Source organism: Micromonospora sp. BQ32 (genome assembly GCF_059358895.1).
Genome location: NZ_JCADBI010000022.1, coordinates 34,334 through 54,459, shown reverse-complemented (window position 1 = coordinate 54,459; position 20,126 = coordinate 34,334). Strand labels below are relative to the sequence as shown.

Below are 20,126 nucleotides of genomic sequence, written 5' to 3'. Positions count from 1 at the left end.
CATGAGCGACGAGGGTCTGTGGCGGGTGCTGCGCGGCATCGCCGACATGCCGTACGGGGCGGGGCAGATCGCCGCGCTGGAGCAGCTGCTGCGCCGGGTGGACGCCGCCGACGACCGGCACCTCGCGTTCGTCACCCGGATGCAGGCCACCACCGGCTACATCTACGGCGGTGAGCCGGCGAAGTCCTTCGTGACCTTCTCCTGGTGCCTGTCCGAATTCGACCGGGACCCGCAGCCCTACCACCAGCGCCACCTGCACCAGTTGCTGTGGCACTTCAAGTACATGGCGTCCGGCCTGCTGAAGTTCCCCGAGGTGCCGCTGGACCGCACCTACGCGGTGCTGGACGACATGGAGCGGCGCTACCGAGCCGGCGGGCACAGCTTGCAGACCGTGCACAAGCACCGGTTCCGGGTCGCTGAGCACGTGGGCGACGCCGAGGCCGCCGCGAACTGGTACCGGCTCTGGCAGACCACCCCGCGCGACGAACTCTCCGACTGCGCCGGCTGTGATCCGACGAGCCAGGTCGGCTACCTCGCCGACACCGGGCGGGACGCCGAAGCGGTGGCGCTGGCCGAGCCGGTGCTCGCCGGTCGGCTCACCTGCACCGAGCAGCCGCAGGCGATCCTCACCGCGTTGCTCCTGCCGTACCTGCGCACCGGGCGGGGCGAGGAGGCGCGGGACGCGCACCGGGAGGCGTACCGCCGCTTGCGCGGCAACCTCGCCGACCTGTGGGACATCGCGGACCACATCGAGTTCTGCACGCTGACCGGCAACGAGGCACGGGCGGTCGAGCTGGTCGAGCGGCACCTGGACTGGCTGGACCGGCCGCCGTCGCCGGCCGCCGCCATGCACTTCGCGGCGGCCTCCGCCGCCGCGCTGCGCCAGGCCGGCGCGTCGACCGTGTACCGCCGGGCCGCCGAGGGCCGGCCGGCCGCCGAGGTGTCGGCGGCGTCCTTGGCGGACGAGCTGGCCGATACCGCGACCGGTGTGGCCGCCCGCTTCGACACCCGTAACGGCACCAGCCACCAGTCGGAGTGGATCGCCCGCCGGCTGGCCGTGCGGGCGAGCGGGGAGCACGTGCCGCTGTCGGCGAGCGTCCGCCGCCGCCCGGCCCGCCCCACCCGCCCGGCCGGGGACGAGTCGGTCGTCGGGTCGGGCACGCCAGCGTCGTCCGCCGAGCGAGCCGAGCGGGTGCGAACCGGCACGGATGAACGAGCCGTCGTGACAGCGCCCGTAGGCGCCGGCCCGGACGATCTGCTGGACCTCGCGGAACAGAGCTGGGGCCGGCACGACCGGGCCACCTTCCGGGCCGCGCTGGTCGCCTTCGACGACCGGTTCGGCGCCGCCGAGCTGCCCGCCCGGACGGCCGCGCACCGGCTGGCGCTACGGGCGTCGGAGCGCGGCGACGAGGACGACATCGAGGGTGCGATCAAGCTGAATCGGGCGGCGCTGGAGCTGTACCGGGAGGCGGGCGAGGAGGTGCCCGCCCAGACGGTCGCCGGGCGGCTCGGCGTGCTGTTGACCCGGTCCGACGAGGACGGCGAGGAGGGGCTGCTGTTGGTCCGAGAGGCGGCCGAGGTCCTGGACCGGCTCGGCGACGCCCGGCAGCGTGCGGCCGGACACGACCGGGTGGCGCTGGCGCTGCTGCACCGCGAGCGTTGGGCGGACGCGCTCGCCGCGCTCGACCGGGTACCGGCCGACGCGGGCGGCGACCAGCACCTGGCGGCCCGGATCGCACTGCACCGGGGGCACCTGCTGGAGCAGTTGGACCGCGTCGACGAGGCCCGCGCCGCCGTCGACGAGGCTCGCCGGATCGGTCGGGAGTTGGGCGTCGGCGAGGTGGTCACGGGTGCCTGCCTGGCGTACGCGCGGCTGGTCGACGATCCGGCGGACGCCGTGGCCGCCTGCGACGAGGCGTTGGCGGGGGCACCGGCAGAGGCGGAGCTGCCGGTCCGGGTCGCCCGCGCCCGGGCGTTGCTGTCGGCCGGCCGGGCCGTCGACGCGGTGGACGACTTCGTCGAGGCGGTGACGCTGTGCGTGGAGCGGGGTGCCGAGGGGGACGCGTTCCTGCGGTGGGAGCTGGCGAACGCGTACCGGATGGTGGGCCGGCTCGCCGAGGCCGCCGAGGTCGCCGAGGAGGCCGTGCTCGGTCTGGATCGGCTGGGCGCCCAGGCGGAAGCCGACCGTTGCCGGCACTTGCTGGCCGGCGTCTACGCCGGGCTTGGTGAGATCGACCCGGCGTTGGCTCTGCTGGAGCAGTTGGCCAGCAATCTGGACGGGCCGGACAATCTTCCGCACCGGGCGCAGGTGCTGGAGGAGGCCGGCGGAATCCTCTACGACGCCGACCGGGACGCGGCGGCGGGCGAGCGGTTCGCCGCCGCGGCTGAGGCGTACCGGCTCGGCGACCTGCCGCTGGACGAGCTGCGCGCCCGCCGGCGGGAGGCGTACGCCTGGTTCTGGGCCGACGACCGGGACGCGGCGCGGCGCGCCGTCGAGGTGGTGGACGGGTTGGCGGCGAAGCTGGCCGGGCAGGCCGAGCCGGAGGTGACGTACGAGCTGGCGATGGCGGCCGAGGCCGGAGCGCGAGTGTTCACCGGGGAGGACCGGCTGGACGAGGCGCTGGGCCGGCTTACCGGGGTGCCGGACCGGTTGCGGTCGATCGAGGCGTTCGGTGAGGCCGCCCAGGTGGAAGCCCTCATCGGTGAGTTGCTGCTTCGCCTGGACCGGCCGGCCGAGGCGGAGCCCCTGCTGCGCCGCGTGCTCGGTGGGCTGCCGGCCGCCTCGCGGCAGGTCCGCCAGACGGCCTGGCTGCTGGCTCGGGCACTGGATCTGCTCGATCGGCCGGCGGAGGCCGCCGCGCTGCGCGCGGAGCACGACCTGGACCAGGACGACTGACCTCGCGGGCCGCCCCTGACCTGGCCAGGGGCGGCCCGGCCCGGGGCGGGCGGAACTGACCGGGAACCATCGCGGGCTTCTCGCGGTCTAGGCTTGCCCGGTGACGGTGGAGCAGCAGGCACGGGGTGCGGCGGGTGCGGGCCGGCGCAGGTCCCGCAAGGACGAGATCCTGGAGATCGCGGTAGGTCTGTTCGCGGCGCGCGGCTACCACGGCGTGTCGATGGACGACATCGGCGCGGCCGCTGGGGTCACCGGTCCGGCGCTCTACCACCACTTCGCCGGCAAGGAGGCCATGCTGGCCGCCGCGCTGATCCCGGTCAGTGAGGGGCTGCTGGCCGGCGGGCGGGAACGCGCCGCCGGGCGCCCGGACGACCCGCGCGGCGTGCTGGAGTCGCTGATCGACTTCCACGTCGAGTTCGCGCTGGCCAACCCGGCGGTTATCGCGTTGCACCTGCACGAGCTGGACCGCCTGCCCGAGGAGCCGCGGCGGCGAATCCGGCGCCTGCAACGGCTCTACGTCGAGGAATGGGTGACCGTGCTCACCGCGCTGCACCCGGGGATGCCCGACGGTGAGGCGCGGGTGCTCGCGCACGCCGCGTTCGGCCTGATGAACTCGACGCCGTTCCTCGGTGGTGAGGTGGACCGGCGACGCCGCGCCGAGCTGCTGCGCGGCGCGACCCTGGCCGCGCTGCTCGCCTGAGCCGACTCGTCAGAACCGTGTCGGTCATGATTCCCTGACATCGTCCCACCATCCGGACGCCGGGAGGAAACATGATCGAGTCTCTGCTGGTCGCCAATCGGGGCGAGATCGCGCGCCGGATCATCCGGACCGCCAAGCGGCTCGGCATCCGCGTGATCGCGGTGCACTCGGAGGCCGACGCCGATCTGCCGTTCGTCACGGAGGCGGACGAGGCGGTCCTCATCGGCCCACCGAACCCGGCGCTGAGCTACCGCAACACCGAGGCGATCCTCGCCGCCGCGAAGTCGACGGGCGCGCAGGCCATCCACCCCGGGTACGGCTTCCTGTCGGAGAACGCCGAGTTCGCCCGTACCGTCGAGGCGAGCGGCCTGATCTGGGTCGGACCGGGCGCGGACGCGATCACCGCGATGGGCGACAAGATCAACGCTCGGAACCTGATGGCGGCGGCCGGCGTTCCGGTCGCGCCCGGCACCACCGACCCGGCCGCCGACCTGGACGCGGCGGTGACGGCCGCCGCCGAGATCGGCTACCCGGTGATGGTCAAGGCCGCCGCCGGCGGTGGCGGCATGGGCATGGGCGTGGCCGTCGACGAGGCCGCACTGCGCACCGAGTACGACAAGGTGCGCGCGTTCGCCGAGCGGATGTTCGGCGACGGTTCGGTGTTGATCGAGCGGTACTTTCCCCGGGTTCGGCACGTCGAGGTGCAGATCCTCGGCCTGGCCGATGGCCGGGTGGTGGCGCTCGGCGAGCGGGAGTGCTCGGTGCAGCGGCGCAACCAGAAGCTGGTCGAGGAGTCCCCGTCGCCGGCAGTCTCGGCGGAGCTGCGATCCCGTCTCCTGGCGGCGGCGGTGCGGGCCGGCGAGGCGGTCGGCTACCGCAACGCGGGCACGGTGGAGTGCCTGTTGGTCCCGCGTCAGCGGGACGTTGCCGGCACTGATCCTGGCTCCGAAGAATTCTTCTTCTTGGAGATGAACACGCGGTTGCAGGTGGAGCACCCGGTGACCGAGTACGTCTACGGCATCGACCTGGTCGAGGAGCAGCTGCGGGTGGCCTCCGGATTGGCGCCGACGTTCGACCCGGACGCGTTGACCCCGCGTGGCCACGCCATCGAGATGCGGATCAACGCGGAGGACCCGAAGCGCTTCCTGCCCGGCCCCGGTGTGATCAGGACGTGGGTGGAGCCGACGGGCGAGGGTGTCCGGGTGGACTCCGGCTACACCGAGGGCAACACGGTCACCCCGTTCTACGACAGCCTGCTGGCCAAGCTGATCGTGAGCGGCGCGACCCGTGACGAGGTGCTCGATCGCGCGAAGGCAGCCGTCGCGGCGTTCCAGATCGAGGGCCCGAAGAACAACGTCCCCTTCTTCGCCGAGCTGCTGACCAACGAGGAGTTCCTCTCCGGCGCCTACGACACCGGCATCGTCTCCCGCATGCGCTGACCGGCCAGGCCGTCGACAGTCGTTCGGCGGCGAGGCAAGGCTGGTTCGCCCGCCCTTTGCTCTGCTTACCTATAGGCGACAGCGGTTGCCCGGCCTGTATGCGACAGCGGTTGTCCTGATCACGGAAAGTAACCGTCGCATATAGGGCAGCAGAGCAAAGCGGCCGACATGCTGTCCCGATCCGACGTCACAGCGAGGTGACCGATGAGTCAACTGCCAGATTCCGTCTCGATCCGCGAGGTCGGGCCGCGGGACGGGTTGCAGAACGAGGACCCGATCCCGACCGACGCCAAGGTGCGGCTGCTCGACGCCCTCTCCGGCACCGGCGTACGCCGAATCGAGGCGGTGTCGTTCGTGCACCCCAAGGCGATTCCGCAGATGGCCGACGCCGACGAGGTGTGGCAGCGGGCGGTGCGGGCCGACGGGGTGCGGTACTCCGCGCTGGTGCCGAACACCCGGGGCGCCCAGCGGGCCCTCGCCGCCGGATTCACCGAGATCGAGGTGGTGGTCTCGGCCAGCGACACGCACAACCGACGCAACGTCAACCGGTCCACCGACGAGTCGCTGGACGACATCGCCGAGCTGATCGACCTGCTGCACGGCGCGTCGGCGCGGGTCGAGGTGATCGTGGCGACCAGCTTCGGCTGCCCATACGAGGGGGACATCGACCCGCAGCGGGTGGCCGGGATCGTGGACCGGGTGGTTCGTGACGGCGCGGACCGGGTCGCCTTCGGCGACACCACCGGCATGGGCACCCCACGCCGGGTCCGCGAGCTGCTGACCGCGGTACGCGACCGCAACGCGCACGTGCCGGTCCTGCTGCACTTCCACAACACCCGGGGTACGGCGCTGGCAAACCTGCTCACCGCGCTGGAGCTGGGGGTTACCGAGTTCGACGCCAGCGTCGGTGGTCTCGGTGGTTGCCCGTACGCGCCGGGGGCGAGCGGCAACCTGGCCACCGAGGAGGCCGTGCACATGTTGCACGACATGGGCATCGACACCGGCATCGACCTGCCGGCGCTGATCGAGGCGGCGGAGTTGGCCGAGGAGTTGCTCGGCAAGAAGCTGCCGTCTGGTGTGCTGCGGGCCGGTCCGCGTACACGGCTGACGCCGCTGCCGAGCTGAGGACGCGACGAAGGGGCCGGCGAATACGCCGGCCCCTTCCACCTGCCAGGTCGATCAGCCCACCGGGGTGAGCGTGCTCGGCCAGCTGTCGCGGAAGATGTCCGCGCTGCGGTCGGTGGCGCTGAACGTGCCGGCGAAGAGGTTGCTGACCCGGCTCGCCTCGGCGCTGCTCGGGTACGGGTTGGTGCAGCTGGTGCCGGCGCTGCCGCCGGACATCAGCAGCGAGCAGTTCCCGTTGTAGTTGTCCGGCAGGCCGAGGATGTGCCCGATCTCGTGGGTCATGATCCGCAGCACGCTGTACTGGGCGGCTTGCTGGGTGTCGATGTAGACCCGGCCGTTGCCGAGGCTGGTCCGCACGGCGTACGAGCCGCCGCCGGTGATCCGGTAGATGCGCAGGTTGGAGCCACAGTTGGCGGAGAGCGTCAGGTTGACGGTGGCGTTGTTCCAGATCGAGGCGGCCTGGTTGGCGACGCTGGCGTAGCTTCCCGCCTGGCTGGTGTTGTAGCAGATGGTCATGGCGGCGGACGCGGGCGCGGGGTTGGCGACCGTGATGCCGAGGGTGGCGAGTGTCGTCGCGAGCAACGCGACGGCGAGCCGATTGAGTCGTGAGGTCATCGCTGACTCCGATCTGGGAGGAGGGGTGCCAGGAGCCTAGCGACATGTATTCACGTTTTTCAATGTCTTGCTCTCGGCTTCGCTGTCTGGTTCGCTCGTAGGTCGCCGACAACCGCGCCGATGCGCTAGCCTAACGATCGTTCAGGTCAGCATGGCGGAGGAGTCGGCGTGACGCTCGACGGTGAGGCACTGGAGCAGCTGCGCAAGCGGGCCCGGTCCGGCGGCGCGGACAAATACCACGCGGCCAACGCGGCCAAGGGCAAGCTCTTCGCCCGTGAGCGGGTCGCGCTCCTGGTCGACGAGGGCTCGTTCGTCGAGGACGGTCTCTACGCCAACGCGCTCGCCGAGGGGTTGCCGGCCGACGGCGTCGTCACCGGCACCGCCACGATCGACGGTCGACAGGTCTGCCTGATGGCCAACGACTCCACCGTCAAGGCCGGCAGCTGGGGCGCCCGCACCGTCGAAAAGATCATCAGGATCATCGAGCGGGCGTACGGCGCCGGTGTGCCGATGGTCTACCTGGTCGACTCGGCCGGCGCCCGGATCACCGACCAGGTCGATCTCTTCCCCGGCCGGCGTGGTGCCGGCAAGATCTTCTGGAACCAGGTCCGCGCCTCCGGCTCGATCCCGCAGGTCTGCGCGCTGTTCGGGCCGAGCGCCGCCGGTGGGGCGTACATTCCGGCGTTCTGCGACGTGGTGGCGCTGGTCGACGGCAACGCGAGCATGTATCTCGGCTCCGACCGGATGGTCGAGATGGTCACCGGCGAGAAGACCACCCTGGAGGCGATGGGCGGGGCCAAGGTGCACACCGCCGAATCCGGCGTGGGGCACTTCCTCTGCAAGACCGAGGCCGACGCGCTCGACGTCGTGAAGACCTACCTGTCGTACCTGCCGGCGAACTGGACGCAAGCGCCGCCGACCGCGCCCGCGGTCGCCGCGCCCGCGAAGGCCGACCTGGCCGCGCTGGTGCCGGCCAGCGAGCGGCAGGCGTTCGACATGCGGCGGTACGTCAAGGGCCTGCTCGACGAGGGTTCGTTCTTCGAGATCCAGGCGCTCTGGGCCAAGGAGTTGACCATCGGCTTCGGCCGTCTCGACGGTCAGGTCGTCGGCGTGATCGGCAACAACTCGATGTTCAAGGGCGGCGTGCTCTTCGTCGACTCGGCCGACAAGGCCACCCGGTTCGTGCAGCTCTGCGACGCGTTCAACGTGCCGCTGCTGTTCCTCAGCGACGTGCCCGGCTTCATGGTCGGCAGCGCGGTGGAGAAGCAGGGCATCATCCGGCACGGCGCCAAGATGATCACTGCGATCTCCGAGGCGACCGTGCCGAAGATCTGCGTGGTGGTTCGCAAGGCGTACGGCGCCGGTCTCTACGCGATGGCCGGCCCCGGGTTCGAGCCGGACGCCACGATCGCGCTGCCGACCGCGAAGATCGCCGTGATGGGCGCCGAGGCCGCCGTGAACGCGGTCTATGCCAACAAGATCGCCGCCATTGCGGACGAGGGCGAGCGGGCCGCCTTCGTCGCCGCCAAGCGCGCCGAGTACGAGCAGGACATCGACGTCGTCCGGCTCGCCAGCGAACTGGTGGTGGACGCCATCGTCGAGCCGCACGACCTGCGCACCGAGCTGGTCCGTCGATTCGCGGCGGCGCGTACCAAGGATCGGCACTTCTCCCGCCGTCGGCACGGCGTCACCCCGGTCTGATCGGCGGCTCGGGCCCGCACAGCGACCCGCCCCCGGCGTCACGAGCGCCGAGGCGGACCGTCCTTACAGGAGGATGAGATGGACTTCCGGCTCACCGACGAACAAGCGGCGCTGCGCGAGAGCGTGCGGGAATTCGCCCGCGAGGTGGTCGCCCCGGTCATCGCCGAGCACTACGAGCAGCACACCTTCCCGTACGAGGTGATCCGGCAGATGGGCAAGATGGGCCTGTTCGGCCTGCCCTTCGACGAGGAGCACGGCGGCATGGGCGGCGACTACTTCGCGCTCTGCCTGGCGCTGGAGGAGTTGGCCCGGGTCGACTCCAGCGTGGCCATCACGCTGGAGGCGGCGGTCTCGCTGGGTGCGATGCCGATCTACCGTTTCGGCACCGAGGAGCAGAAGGCGACCTGGCTGCCCCGGCTGCTCAGCGGCGAGGCGCTGGCCGGCTTCGGTCTCACCGAGCCGGGCACCGGCTCGGACGCCGCCGGCACGCAGACCCGGGCGGTGCTGGACGGCGACGAGTGGGTGATCAACGGCTCGAAGGCGTTCATCACCAACTCGGGGACCGACATCACGGCCATGGTCACGGTCACCGCGGTGACCGGCACGAACCCGGACGGCTCCAAGGAGTTGTCGACGATCATCGTGCCGACCGGCACGCCCGGGTTCACCGTCGCGCCCGGCTACTCCAAGGTGGGCTGGACCGCCTCGGACACCCACGAGCTGACCTTCGACGACTGCCGGGTGCCGGCCGCCAACCTGCTCGGCGCCCGAGGTCGGGGTTTCGCGCAGTTCCTGCGGATCCTCGACGAGGGCCGGATCGCCATCGCCGCCCTGGCCGTGGGCCTGGCGCAGGGCTGCGTCGACGAGTCGATCAAGTACGCGAAGGAGCGGCACGCCTTCGGTCAGCCGATCGGCGCCAACCAGGCCATCCAGTTCAAGATCGCCGACATGGAGCTGAAGGCACACACCGCCCGTCTGGCGTACTACGACGCCGCCGCGCGGATGTTGGCCGGCGAGCCGTTCAAGCGGCAGGCCGCCATCGCGAAACTGCACGCGAGCACGATCGCGGTGGACAACGCCCGGGAGGCCACCCAGATCCACGGCGGGTACGGCTTCATGAACGAGTACCCGGTGGCCCGGTTCTGGCGGGACTCCAAGATTCTGGAGATCGGCGAGGGCACCAGTGAGGTGCAGCGCATGATCATCGCTCGGGATCTGGGTCTCTGAGTGGTCCAGCCGCACTGATCGGCCAGTCGTTCCGGATGGACTGTCCGTACGGCTGTCGGGTTTCGGCGAGCGGGCGTCAGTAGCCCGACGTTCGACTGCCGATGGTCGGAGTCGATCCGTACTCTTCGTGCCCATGACTCCGGATCATGACCGGTCGCGGAGCCCGGCTGGCCGTACCACTCTGCCGGAGCTGCTCCGCGGGCATCGACGCGCCGCCGGCCTGACCCAGGCCGAGCTGGCGTCCCGGGCCGGGGTGGGTGTGCGGACGGTGCGTGACCTGGAGCGTGGCCGGTCGATGCGGCCACAGCGCACCACCGTCGAGTTGCTCGCCGGAGCGTTGGCGCTGACCGGCACCAGCCGGGCGGCGTTCCTGGCCGCGGCCCGTGGCGCCGGTGTCGAACCGGCCCCGCCGGACGCCACCTCGACGACGTTCACGGTCGGCGGCAACGCCACGTCGGCGTCCGCACCCGCCGACCCGTCGGTCGCGCTCCCGCCGCCGGTCGCGTTGATCGGCCGGGAGCGTGACCTCACCGAGCTGGCCGAAATGCTGACCGCGGAGCGAGGGCCCCGGTTGGTGAGCCTCGTCGGGTTGGCCGGCGTCGGCAAGACCGCCCTGGCGACGTCGGTGGCGCACCTGGTGGCCTCCGCCCACCCGGGCGGTGTTGCCGGGGTGCTGGTCGGCGAGGGCGCGGACGGTCCGGACGTGCTCGCCGCCTCGATGTCAGTGCTCGGCGTGGCGCGGTTGCCCGAACTCGTGGCCCTGCTCGCCGGGCGACCGGCGCTGCTGGTGATGGACGCGGTGGAACGCGCCCCGGGCCCGGTGGCCGCGACAGTGCACCGGTTGATCGGCGCACTGCCGTCGCTGCGGGTGCTGGTCACCGGGCGGCACCCGGTCGGGTTGCCCGGTGAGCGGGTCTGGCCGGTCGCGCCGCTCGACGTGCCACCAATGGAGGTCGAGCATTCCGGACTCGAATCGTGGCCGGCGGCCGCGTTGTTCACCGCTCGCCTCGCTCAGGTCCGCCGGGAGCCGCCCACCCCCGCCGAGCTGCCGGCGCTCGCGGCGTTGGTTCGCCGGTTGGGCGGGCTGCCGTTGGCCATCGAGCTGATGGCCGCCCGGGGCCGACTCCTCGACCTCACCGAACTCCTCGACCGGTACGGCGACCGGGTGCTCGACCTGGCTACTCCCGCCGACGCCTCCGCCCACCCGGGCTGGGACACACCGGAGGCGCTCGGCAGCCAGACGAGCGGACCCGACACCCGTGTGGCAGTCTCGGTCGCGGTCACCCTGCGGGACGCGGTGGCGTTCAGCTACCGCCTGTTGGCGCCGGACGAGCAGGCCGCGCTGCGACAGTTGGCCGTCTTCGGGAACCGCTGGTCGGTGGAGTTGGCAGAGGAGATGCTCGCCGACGAGGCCGACCGGGACGGCACGGTCGCGGTCGACCCGGTTCCGCTGTTGGACCGCTTCGTCGAGTTGGGGTTGCTGAGCGTACGCGGAACCGGGTCGTTCCGGTTCCGGCTGCTCGACGCGGTCCGTGACTACGCGGTCGAGCAGGCGGCCGGTGCGGGTGAGCTGACCTGCATCCGGCGTCGACATGCGGAGGTCATCGCGCGCCTGGTGGCACGGACCGCCAGCGACCTGGTCGGCCCACGGTTACCTGACGCGGTGCACCGGCTGGACATGATGAGCAGTGACATCAGCTCGTCGTTGGCCCACGCGGCTACCGACGACCCGTTGACCGCGCTGCGGCTCGCGGCCTGCCTGACCCGCTGGTGGCGGTTCCGCGGACGCGATGTCGTCGGGCGGCAGTGGCTGCGGCGGCTGCTGGCGGACCCACGGACCGCCGACGCCGATCCTCTCCTGCGTGGCTGGGCCGCCCTCGGGGTCGCCCGGCTTGCGGCCGAGCACGGCGCGGGCGCCGAGGAGTTGTCGACGGCCCACGCGGCGTTGGACACCTTCCGGCAGGCCGGCGACGTCACCGGGGAGTTGGAGGCGCGGACCGTGCTGGGCACCCTGTTGATCTCCGTCGGGCGGCAGGACGAGGCTCGCGAGCAGGCCGAGGCGTTGCTGCGGTTGGCTGCCCGCAACGGTCGGACCCGGGACCTGGCAGTGGCCCAGAACAGCCTCGCCTGGCACGAGATCCGCGCGGGCGACCTGGCCGCGGCCCGCCGCCGGCTCGCTGCGGTGGACCGGCTTGCCGCCGAGAGTGGGGAGCAGCGACTGCGGGTGCTGGGCTGGGCCAATCGCGCCGAGGTCGCCCGTCTGGAGGGCTGGTACGCGGACGCCGTCGACCGTGGCCGGAGGGCGATCACGGCCCTGTCCGAGCTGGGTGATCCCGGACGCCGCCGTCGGGTGCTCGGGACCGTCGGGCTGGCGCTCGCCCAGGACGGACGGGTCGCGGAGGCGACCGAGGTGCTGGCGGAGCTGCGAGCCGGGGGTGTGGAGGCGCTGCCGACGCGTCCGACCGTGCCGCGACCGCGCTCGGACGATGCGGCGCTCGCCTGGGGTGGGTCGGAGGTCGGGCTCTGTGCGCTGATCGAGGGGAACCTGGCGCTGCACCGGGGTGACCGTGAGTTGGCTGCCGAGTGGTTCGCCGCCTCCGCCGACCATGCGGGGCAGGATCGCCGCGACGCGGTGGAGGCGCTGGTGGGACTGGCCGCGAGCACCGCGGACCCGGCGGTGCTCGATCGACTGGACCGGGTCTGTGTGGAGAGCGGCATCCGGCTGTTGCCGCAGGAGTCGGGCCTGCTCTACGCGCTGATCGCTGCCCGGGGCGGACCGGTTCAGTAGCCTGCGCTTTTCCCGAGAGGGTCGCGACGGGAGAGTGGCGCGGGCGAAGAGCCCCCTTTGGTGCTACCCCTCGCTGATCGCCCGCGCCGTCACCCCCCGGTGATCCCCGGTGCAGGAAGCCTGCCACCGTCGCGCTGGCAGAAAGTCGGCTTGGACCGAATCCTCCAGCTTGGCTGGGTCAGTTCTGCCGGTCTTTCTGCCGCTACCGCCGCCCGGCAGCGGGTGCCTCTCAGTGCCGCCGGTTGGCGCTGTCGGTGGCGGGGACCTGCTCCGGGCTGACGTCGTCGCTACCGGCGGTGGCGCACGGATGCGCGGCGTCGCGGACCCGGCGCAACCCGTCGAGGAGGGCCGCCAGCGCCTCGGGGCCGAGTTGCCCGGTGAACCACTGCTCGATCATCTGCAGGTGCCCGGGCAGCGTCTCGTTCAGGCGTTGCATCCCAGCGGCGGTGACCACCGCGTACGAGCTGCGTCGGTCGTTCGGGCAGGCCCGGCGGGTGAGCAACCCGTCGCGCTCCATCCGGTCCACCACCCGGGTCACCCCGCTGGTCGACAGGGAGGTCTGTGCGGCGAGGTCGGTCATGCGTAGTTGGTTGCCCGGCGAGCGGGCCAGTCGGGTGATGACCTCGAACTCGACCGCGGAGAGGCCGTGCTCCTCGAGTTGGGCGGTGAACCGGGCTGACAGCCCGGCGTGTGCCTCGAAGAGCAGGCCGACGGCGGTGATCCGGGGATCGTCGAAGACGTTGGTCACTCGTTCATCATACCAGTGCTTGACACGGGGAATGTTGTTGAAGTTATAGTTGCTCAAGCAGTCGTTGGGCTACTAAACAATCTCCTGGAGGACAGCAGCATGACCAGCAGCATCGATGCGGTTACCCGCGACTGGGACGGCCTCACCATCCCGGCGGCCGGCACCTACGCGCTCGACGTGGCGCACAAGCGGGTCGGCTTCGTTGCCCGGCACATGATGGTGAGCAAGGTCCGCGGTGAGTTCAACGAGGCGACCGCCACCATCACCGTTGCCGAGGACCCGCTGCAGTCGTCGGTCGTCGCCACCATTCAGGCCGCCAGCGTCGACACCACCCAGGCCGACCGGGACGCGCACCTGCGCAGCCCCGAGTTCCTGGACGCCGAGAAGTTCCCGACGCTGGAGTTCCGCAGCACCGGGGTCAAGTCCCGTCGCGGCAGCGAGTTCGTGCTCACCGGTGAGCTGACCATCAAGGACGTCACCCGTCCGGTCGAGCTGGAGGTGGAGTTCGAGGGTGTCGGCCGCAGCCCGTTCGGCCAGGACATCTTCGGTTTCTCCGCGAGCACCGAGATCGACCGCGAGGAGTTCGGCCTGACCTGGAACGTCGCCCTGGAGACCGGTGGCGTGCTGGTCAGCCGCAAGATCAAGATTGAGATCGAGGGTGAGGCCGTCCGTCAGGCCTGATCCGCTGGGATCGCCGGAGGGCCAGGGGGGATCCTCCTGGTGATCCGGTACGCAGGGCCCGCGCCGCACGTCGGCGCGGGCCCTGCGTCGTTTCCACTCGTGGTAATTGTCACGAGTTGTTGGCACCGCCATCGGGTCCAGCCGGTCTCCGACGGGGTACAGATGGCGCCACGAGCGCGTCCGTGCCGGCCGTCGTCGGATCACCGTCGTCGGCCTCTGGCCCCGGTCAGGTGGGCGCTCTTACCGTGGATGCTTCACAAAGCGCTTCCGGGACGGCAGGATCCCGACCGCGCCGGCCGTCGGGAGGACACATGGGCAGGGACGTCTCAGAGGGCGCCTTCACCCGGGATGATCGCGTCCGATATCGGCAGAAGGTGCGGCGGTGCCTGGATGTCTTCGCCCTGATGCTCGACGACTTCGGCTTCGACGCCGACCGGCCGATGACCGGCCTGGAGATCGAGCTCAACCTGGTCGACTCGGTGGCCGAGCCGGCGATGCGCAACGAGGAGATTCTCGCCGACATCGCGGACCCCCTCTTCCAGACGGAGTTGGGGCAGTTCAACCTGGAACTCAACGCCGAGCCCCGACTGATCGAGGGCGCCGGCTTCGCCGACTACGAGCACGACCTGCGCGGCAGCCTCTCCCGGGCCGACGAGCGTGCCGCCAGATCCGACGCGAAGATCGTCCTGGTCGGCATCCTGCCCACCCTCACCGAGGGGCACCTGGTCGAGGACAATCTCTCCACCAACGAGCGCTACCGGGTGCTCAACGACCAGATCGTCGGCGCCCGGGGCGAGGACATCGAGCTGGACATCCGGGGCGTCGAGCAGTTGCGGACGCACACCGACTCGATTGCCCCCGAGGCTGCCTGCACGAGCCTCCAGTTCCACCTCCAGGTCGCCCCCGACAGCTTCGCCGACTACTGGAACGCGTCCCAGGCCATCGCCGGGGTGCAGGTGGCGGTCGGCGCGAACAGCCCCTTCCTGTACGGCCGCCAACTGTGGGCTGAAACGCGGATCGCCCTGTTCCAGCAGGCCACCGACACGCGCCCGGACGAACTGAAGGCCCAGGGCGTACGGCCGCGGGTGTGGTTCGGCGAACGGTGGATCACCTCGATCTTCGACCTGTTCGAGGAGAACGTCCGGTACTTCCCGCCGCTGCTGCCGATCTGCGAGGACGAGGACCCGGTGGAGGTCCTGCACGCCGGCGGTGTGCCACAGCTCGGGGAGTTGCGACTGCACAACGGCACGGTCTACCGGTGGAACCGTCCGGTCTACGACATCATGAACGGCCGCCCCCATCTACGGGTCGAGAACCGGGTGCTGCCGGCCGGTCCGACGGTGGTGGACATGCTCGCCAACGCGGCCTTCTACTTCGGGCTGGTACGCGGTCTGGCCGAGGCCGACCGGCCGATCTGGAGTCAACTCACCTTCAGCTCGGCCGAGGAGAACTTCCACGCCGCCGCCCGACGTGGCCTCGACGCCGTGCTGCACTGGCCCGGGCTCGGCGACGTGCCGGTCACCAAGCTGGTCCTGGAGCAGTTGCTGCCCACCGCCGCCGCCGGCCTGGACGGGTTCGGTGTCGCCCCGGCGCAGCGGGACCGGCTGCTCGGCATCATCGAGCAGCGCTGCCGTACCGGTCGTAACGGCGCGGTCTGGCAGACCGAGGCGGTCTGGGCGGCCGAGCGCCACCACGGCATGGACCGGACGGCCGCGCTGCACCACATGGTCCAGCGCTACGCCGAACTCCAGCGCACCAACCAACCCGTCCACACCTGGCCATCCACCTAACCCCACCCCACCCTGCTCCACCCCCTCCCCGGGGTAGGGCGGGGTTAGTCGGTGGTGGGGCGGGTGGCGCGGCGGGCTGCTCGGGTGCGCCGGCTGGCGGGGGTCAGGTCTGCTGCCGCTGTCGCTTCGGTGGAACGGGCCGGATCCGCGAGGTCTGGGTCGGAACGCTGCGCGGGCACCTGCGGTGTGGCAGTGGCGTCGTCCGGCAGTGAGCCCGCCCGGGGCGTCTGCGGTGGGGCGTCGGCCCTCCGGCGCCGGGCCGCGGTTCCGGCCGTCGAGGCTGCGGTTCCGGCCGCCGATGCCGTGGCCCTGGCCGTCGAGCCGGGAAGCGGCGGTGCGGGGTCGGTCTCGGCGACCGGGGCCGGGTCGGCCACCGCGTTCCGGGCAACCGCGCTCCGCTCGGCCGAGCGGCTCCGGTCGGCTGCGTGGTGCCGCTCGGCCCGCTCGCCGAGGAGGGCGGCCAGCACCGAGCCGCCGATGCCGGCGATCACCGCGTACGGGGCGATCAGCTGGGTGGAGAGCTGCGCGGGGCCCAGCGTCGACCAGTGCGGCAGGGTGGTCAGGTAGGCGAGCGCGACGAGCGCCGGGCCGGCCGCGCCGGAGGCCGCCGCACCCACGCGGTGCCCGCCCGAGCGGGCGGACCGCCGGGCGGCCAGTGCGCCGATCAGCAGCGCGGGTACCAGTGCCAGCAGCGCACCGGGCCAGTAGAGCTGGCCCCCGATCCAGTACCGGGCGTGGTCCGGGTCGAGCTGCCAGGTACCGAGTTGCGCGCCGGTCAACCCTCGTCCGACGCGTACCCCGTCGATCACCGAGATCACCGCGAGCAGCCAGAGCCAGGCGGCCGTCGCGGTCACGTTGACCGCGGCGGCTCGGGAGCGAAGCGCCCAGATCGCGACGAGAACGCCGATCAGGATGCCCAGCGCCGCCTGTACGGCGGCCGTCCGTTGCGGTGCGCCGGTGTCCGCGCCGGTCGCGACCCGCGCGGGTACGGCGATCAACAGCACGGTGACCAGCCCGCCCAACCCGGCGCCGAGCGCCAGGGTCACCCGCCGCAGCAGGCCACCGCGGTCGCGCACCGGCGGCTCGGCCACCGGCGGTGGTGTTTCCGCCACCTTCGACGGGGTGGTCTCGGCGGTCGGTGGACGCCCGTCACCCGGGGTCTCGTGCTCCGGTGCCCGGTCGCCGAGCTGCGGGCCCTCGTCGCGGGTAACACCGTCGGTCGCGGTTTCCGGAAGGACCGCGGTCTCCGCCGGAGAGTCCCGGTGGTGGAGCCGCTGCGCGCAGACCGCGCCGAGCACCGTCGAGCTGGCGGCGAGCCAGGTGGCCCAGGCGAGGCCGTCCGCCCAGGCTGTGTCGGTCGCACCGGCATCGGTGGGCGTCCAGGTGATGACGCCGAGCCCGTAGCCGAAGCCCAGTTGTGCGGCACCCGCGCCGGCAGCGACCCCGATCGCCGTCGCGATCGACACTCCCCAGCCCTGTCTGGCCATGCCGGGCAGCGTAACGTCCCGTCGTCGGCGCGGCGAGTCGCAACGACCCGCCGGTGTGGACCGCCGGTGCGGCGGATTGGGCGGCGGGCGGTACGGTCGCCGGTGATGAGGCGGTGGGCGTTATGACGGACACGAACACGGGCCAGCAGAATGCCGCCGGTGGCGGTGCGGGCCGGGCCAGCGTCGTGCTCGGTGGCGGGTTGGCGGCGGTGCTGCTCGCCGCCGTCGGCGCGACCGGTGGCTGGTTGCTGGCCGGCGAGGACGACACACCCGCTGGTGACCCGCTGGCCGTTTCGACCACGGCCGGCGCGGCGACCAGCCGGGCCACCGCACCCCGACCGAGCAGCGGCCGGCCATCACCCTCGGCGGTCCAGACGTCCGCCACCTCCACCAAGGGGGCCGGTCTGACCGTGCCACCGGTGATCGGCACCGACTTCGAGCAGGCCCGGGAAACCCTGCGCAAGCAGCGGCTGGGTTGGCGGCTGGTCTTCGGTGGCGGTGTTGGTCGTACGGTCGAGAGCACCACCCCGGACGTGGGCACCGAGGTCGCCCGGGGGACGACGGTCCAGCTCCAGGTCGCCGGGCCGGCGCCGGCCGCCGAAGTGCCGGACGTGGTCGGCGAGAACTGCGCCGACGCCGCCGACGAGTTGGTCGACGAGGGCCTCTACCCGCGCTACGTCAGCGGACGTACCGGGAAGGTCAGTCGGCAGGAGCCCGCCGAGGACGGCCCGGCCCGGTGGAACGACCAGGTCAGCATCTGGTGTGGCTCCGTCGACCAGCCGACCACGAAACCCACGCCCTGATCCCAGGCTGGCTCGTCCAATCGTGCGGAGGGTGCCCGCCGTCTACCTCGCCGGCAGCCGGCGCGGCTCGGCACGCTGATCCCCACCGATGGTGCTGTGGGCGACTAGGTTGGCGGTCGAGGGCCATGACGCCCGTCCGGGTTCGGGAAAGGACGTGCGATGAGCGACGACCGCCAGGAGCCTCCCGCGGGCGAGCACGACGACGACCGGACCCGCCCCATGCCCTCCGCCGCAGACTCCCCGGGACCGCCCGGAGCCGCCGCCGACCGCCCGGAGCCGATCCGCCCCGCCGCTGACCGGCCGGAGCCGACGCAACCGACGTCAGCCGCCACCGACCCGGACGAGACGGCACCGATCGACCGGACTGTCCCGGCTCGTCCAGACTCGTCGCCCGACCAGACCATGCCGATCGACCGATCCGCCGGCACCCGGCCGGGCCGTCCGGTCGACCGGACGGCACCGGTACCGCCGGCGTGGTCCGGGCGGGCCGAGGTGCGCGCGCCCCGGCCTGATGACGCGGCCGGCGAGTGGTACGTCGAGGAGCAGGGTGGTCGGCGGTGGTGGTTGCCGATCCTCTGGGGCGTACTGGCGCTGTTGCTCGCCGGCCTGCTGGGCGGCGCGCTCTGGCTGGTGCGCTCCCAGCAGGATGACGACCGGAACGACCGTGGGCCCACCCCGTCCCTTCCGCCGACCGGTGCCCCCAGCACCCCGCCGACCAGCGCGGCTCCCACGTCGGCGACGCCCACCAGCGAGTCGCCAAGCAGTTCGCCGACCACGGACGCGCCGGACGAGCTGCCGGTGCCTCCGCTCGCCGGTCTGCCGCAGGCCACCGCCGAGGGGCTGTTGGCTCGGCTCGGCCTGCCCTACCGGGTGGTGTACCGCCCGTCGGAGCTGCCGCCGGGGACGGTGGTGGGCACCGAGCCGGGGGCGGGCACGTCGGTGTCGACCGAGGACGAGGTGTTGTTGATCATCTCGCAGGTCGAGCCTCCGACCGGGGCGAGCCCGACGACGCCGACCCCCACGGTGACGAGCACGTCGTGACCGCTGGTCACCACATCCGGCGGCGGGTGCCGACGAGGCCGATGCCGGCCAGCGAGATGGCGAGGCCGAAGATGCCGGACCAGAACAGGGAGCGACGGATGTCGGTGGCGCTGTGCCCGGTTGGAGCTGCTTCGGCGAGTTCCTGACGGCCGTCGGACTGGCCGCCGGCACCCAGCCCGGACACCGACCCGGTCGGGTCGGCGCCACCGGCGTGGTCGGCCGGGGCGTCGGTGTCGATCCAGCCGGGCTCCTCGTTGGCCGACTGGCCGTCGCCCGTCGGCGGGTCGGCGTCGAGCACGGTGATCTCGGGTGCGGGCACCGGCGCGGTCAGCCGGGTGGACGACATCGCCGGGTCGTGGACGACGACCAGGAGTGTCGCCATCGCCCCGAGGAGGGCGAGGAGTCCGAAGGTGTAGGCGATACGGGAGCGGTGGTGCCGCCGCAGGGCGGGCTGATTGACCATGACCATCCCAGGGTCAGGGTCCTGGACGAGCGGGTGGAACGTGCCGGGGTGGGCGTACCAATTCTATGGCGACGGCACGCCCACCGGCGGCGGATCGGGTCGGTCAGCCCACCCGGAGCGGGGTACGCGCGACCGGGCGGCGGGCCCGCACGGTGTGCGGGCGGGGTTCGGGGGCGGCCTGCAGTTGCTGCAGCCCTTCCCGCTGGACGAAGATCGACCGTCGGGTGACCGCGTCGCCCGCGGCGTTCAACTCGTAGCCGTCGAGCCAGAGCCAGCCGTCATAGGTCGGCCAGTCGAGCACCCGGATCACCCGGAACTTGATCGGCCTGAGGAACTGGACACTCGCCGCGCGAGTCACGTGCAGTACGTCACCGGTGCGGGGAAGCACATGGGCTCCTGGGGAGGATCGGCCGGCAGTTGCGCCGGCGGTGCCTGAACGGGGGACGTCTCGGCCGGTGACGGGGTCGTGCCTCGTGAACCGGTGGTGCGGATGGCGGTGGTCGGGCCGTACCCCGCTGGTGACGTGCCGCCACCCGACCACCACCCGGTTGCTTCCGGGAACCGCGCCCGCCGCCGCAGCTTGCCGGCTTGCAGCGGCGGGGTCCTTACCCCGGAGCAGGTC

Annotated in this window: 16 protein-coding genes; 11 read left to right on the top strand and 5 right to left on the bottom strand. The window is 72.1% G+C overall.

Annotated elements, in window-relative coordinates; genetic code table 11:
- Position 1: 1 nt before the first annotated feature.
- The 4 genes from AC5L30_RS29830 (at position 2) to AC5L30_RS29815 (ending at position 6,160) form a co-directional block, all read left to right on the top strand.
- Positions 2 to 2,896 (top strand): hypothetical protein, encoded by a 2,895-nt coding sequence (locus AC5L30_RS29830; RefSeq protein ID WP_494871335.1) that lies wholly within the window; start codon positions 2 to 4, stop codon positions 2,894 to 2,896.
- Positions 2,897 to 2,996: 100 nt separating this feature from the next.
- On the top strand, positions 2,997 to 3,596 hold the full coding sequence (locus AC5L30_RS29825; RefSeq protein ID WP_494871334.1) for a TetR/AcrR family transcriptional regulator: 600 nt from the start codon (positions 2,997 to 2,999) through the stop codon (positions 3,594 to 3,596).
- Between the two features lie 71 nt (positions 3,597 to 3,667).
- Positions 3,668 to 5,035: an acetyl-CoA carboxylase biotin carboxylase subunit gene (locus AC5L30_RS29820; protein WP_494871332.1), complete on the top strand. Its 1,368-nt coding sequence runs from the start codon at positions 3,668 to 3,670 to the stop codon at positions 5,033 to 5,035.
- A gap of 204 nt (positions 5,036 to 5,239) precedes the next feature.
- Positions 5,240 to 6,160, top strand: coding sequence for a hydroxymethylglutaryl-CoA lyase (locus tag AC5L30_RS29815; protein WP_494871330.1), 921 nt, complete (start codon positions 5,240 to 5,242; stop codon positions 6,158 to 6,160).
- 54 nt (positions 6,161 to 6,214) lie between these two features.
- Here the strand turns inward: AC5L30_RS29815 and AC5L30_RS29810 are convergent, their stop codons facing one another.
- Positions 6,215 to 6,775: a snapalysin family zinc-dependent metalloprotease gene (locus tag AC5L30_RS29810; RefSeq protein WP_494871328.1), complete on the bottom strand. Its 561-nt coding sequence runs from the start codon at positions 6,773 to 6,775 to the stop codon at positions 6,215 to 6,217.
- Positions 6,776 to 6,943: 168 nt separating this feature from the next.
- On the opposite strand from AC5L30_RS29810, the gene AC5L30_RS29805 reads away from it, so the two are divergent.
- The 3 genes from AC5L30_RS29805 to AC5L30_RS29795 all read left to right on the top strand — a co-directional run bounded on the left by AC5L30_RS29805 (position 6,944) and on the right by AC5L30_RS29795 (position 12,491).
- On the top strand, positions 6,944 to 8,476 hold the full coding sequence (locus tag AC5L30_RS29805) for an acyl-CoA carboxylase subunit beta (protein WP_494871326.1): 1,533 nt from the start codon (positions 6,944 to 6,946) through the stop codon (positions 8,474 to 8,476).
- A 78-nt stretch (positions 8,477 to 8,554) separates the two neighbouring features.
- Positions 8,555 to 9,703, top strand: coding sequence for an acyl-CoA dehydrogenase family protein (locus tag AC5L30_RS29800; protein WP_406060517.1), 1,149 nt, complete (start codon positions 8,555 to 8,557; stop codon positions 9,701 to 9,703).
- 133 nt (positions 9,704 to 9,836) lie between these two features.
- On the top strand, positions 9,837 to 12,491 hold the full coding sequence (locus AC5L30_RS29795) for an ATP-binding protein (RefSeq protein ID WP_494871324.1): 2,655 nt from the start codon (positions 9,837 to 9,839) through the stop codon (positions 12,489 to 12,491).
- 229 nt (positions 12,492 to 12,720) lie between these two features.
- Here the strand turns inward: AC5L30_RS29795 and AC5L30_RS29790 are convergent, their stop codons facing one another.
- Positions 12,721 to 13,239, bottom strand: coding sequence for a MarR family winged helix-turn-helix transcriptional regulator (locus AC5L30_RS29790; RefSeq protein WP_494871322.1), 519 nt, complete (start codon positions 13,237 to 13,239; stop codon positions 12,721 to 12,723).
- A gap of 99 nt (positions 13,240 to 13,338) precedes the next feature.
- On the opposite strand from AC5L30_RS29790, the gene AC5L30_RS29785 reads away from it, so the two are divergent.
- A complete protein-coding gene (locus AC5L30_RS29785; protein ID WP_112583969.1) occupies positions 13,339 to 13,920 on the top strand; it encodes a YceI family protein in 582 nt (193 codons plus the stop codon).
- A 311-nt stretch (positions 13,921 to 14,231) separates the two neighbouring features.
- Positions 14,232 to 15,710, top strand: a complete 1,479-nt coding sequence (locus tag AC5L30_RS29780) for a glutamate-cysteine ligase family protein (protein ID WP_494871320.1) — start codon at positions 14,232 to 14,234, stop codon at positions 15,708 to 15,710.
- Positions 15,711 to 15,754: 44 nt separating this feature from the next.
- Here the strand turns inward: AC5L30_RS29780 and AC5L30_RS29775 are convergent, their stop codons facing one another.
- On the bottom strand, positions 15,755 to 17,197 hold the full coding sequence (locus tag AC5L30_RS29775; protein ID WP_494871319.1) for a hypothetical protein: 1,443 nt from the start codon (positions 17,195 to 17,197) through the stop codon (positions 15,755 to 15,757).
- Positions 17,198 to 17,319: 122 nt separating this feature from the next.
- Here AC5L30_RS29775 and AC5L30_RS29770 point away from each other — a divergent pair, with 122 nt between their 5' ends.
- Both AC5L30_RS29770 and AC5L30_RS29765 read left to right on the top strand, forming a co-directional pair.
- Positions 17,320 to 18,000 (top strand): PASTA domain-containing protein, encoded by a 681-nt coding sequence (locus AC5L30_RS29770; protein WP_494871317.1) that lies wholly within the window; start codon positions 17,320 to 17,322, stop codon positions 17,998 to 18,000.
- Between the two features lie 159 nt (positions 18,001 to 18,159).
- Entirely contained in the window at positions 18,160 to 19,041 is an 882-nt protein-coding gene (locus AC5L30_RS29765) for a PASTA domain-containing protein (RefSeq protein WP_494871315.1), read from the top strand.
- Positions 19,042 to 19,048: 7 nt separating this feature from the next.
- Here AC5L30_RS29765 and AC5L30_RS29760 read toward each other — a convergent pair whose 3' ends face one another.
- Both AC5L30_RS29760 and AC5L30_RS29755 read right to left on the bottom strand, forming a co-directional pair.
- On the bottom strand, positions 19,049 to 19,510 hold the full coding sequence (locus AC5L30_RS29760; RefSeq protein ID WP_494871313.1) for a hypothetical protein: 462 nt from the start codon (positions 19,508 to 19,510) through the stop codon (positions 19,049 to 19,051).
- Positions 19,511 to 19,607: 97 nt separating this feature from the next.
- Complete coding sequence (locus AC5L30_RS29755) at positions 19,608 to 19,892, bottom strand: hypothetical protein (RefSeq protein WP_091396374.1); 285 nt, start codon at positions 19,890 to 19,892, stop codon at positions 19,608 to 19,610.
- Positions 19,893 to 20,126: the final 234 nt, after the last annotated feature.

What these genes read in the sequence shown, in the direction of transcription:
- AC5L30_RS29800 (WP_406060517.1), top strand. Translation starts at nt 8,555, where the DNA reads ATGGACTTCCGGCTCACCGACGAACAAGCGGCGCTGCGCGAGAGCGTG.
- AC5L30_RS29820 (WP_494871332.1), top strand. Translation starts at nt 3,668, where the DNA reads ATGATCGAGTCTCTGCTGGTCGCCAATCGGGGCGAGATCGCGCGCCGG.
- AC5L30_RS29770 (WP_494871317.1), top strand. Translation starts at nt 17,320, where the DNA reads ATGACGGACACGAACACGGGCCAGCAGAATGCCGCCGGTGGCGGTGCG.
- AC5L30_RS29815 (WP_494871330.1), top strand. Translation starts at nt 5,240, where the DNA reads ATGAGTCAACTGCCAGATTCCGTCTCGATCCGCGAGGTCGGGCCGCGG.
- AC5L30_RS29785 (WP_112583969.1), top strand. Translation starts at nt 13,339, where the DNA reads ATGACCAGCAGCATCGATGCGGTTACCCGCGACTGGGACGGCCTCACC.
- AC5L30_RS29780 (WP_494871320.1), top strand. Translation starts at nt 14,232, where the DNA reads ATGGGCAGGGACGTCTCAGAGGGCGCCTTCACCCGGGATGATCGCGTC.
- AC5L30_RS29810 (WP_494871328.1), bottom strand. Translation starts at nt 6,775, where the DNA reads ATGACCTCACGACTCAATCGGCTCGCCGTCGCGTTGCTCGCGACGACA.
- AC5L30_RS29830 (WP_494871335.1), top strand. Translation starts at nt 2, where the DNA reads ATGAGCGACGAGGGTCTGTGGCGGGTGCTGCGCGGCATCGCCGACATG.
- AC5L30_RS29765 (WP_494871315.1), top strand. Translation starts at nt 18,160, where the DNA reads ATGAGCGACGACCGCCAGGAGCCTCCCGCGGGCGAGCACGACGACGAC.
- AC5L30_RS29795 (WP_494871324.1), top strand. Translation starts at nt 9,837, where the DNA reads ATGACTCCGGATCATGACCGGTCGCGGAGCCCGGCTGGCCGTACCACT.
- AC5L30_RS29775 (WP_494871319.1), bottom strand. Translation starts at nt 17,197, where the DNA reads ATGGCCAGACAGGGCTGGGGAGTGTCGATCGCGACGGCGATCGGGGTC.
- AC5L30_RS29760 (WP_494871313.1), bottom strand. Translation starts at nt 19,510, where the DNA reads ATGGTCATGGTCAATCAGCCCGCCCTGCGGCGGCACCACCGCTCCCGT.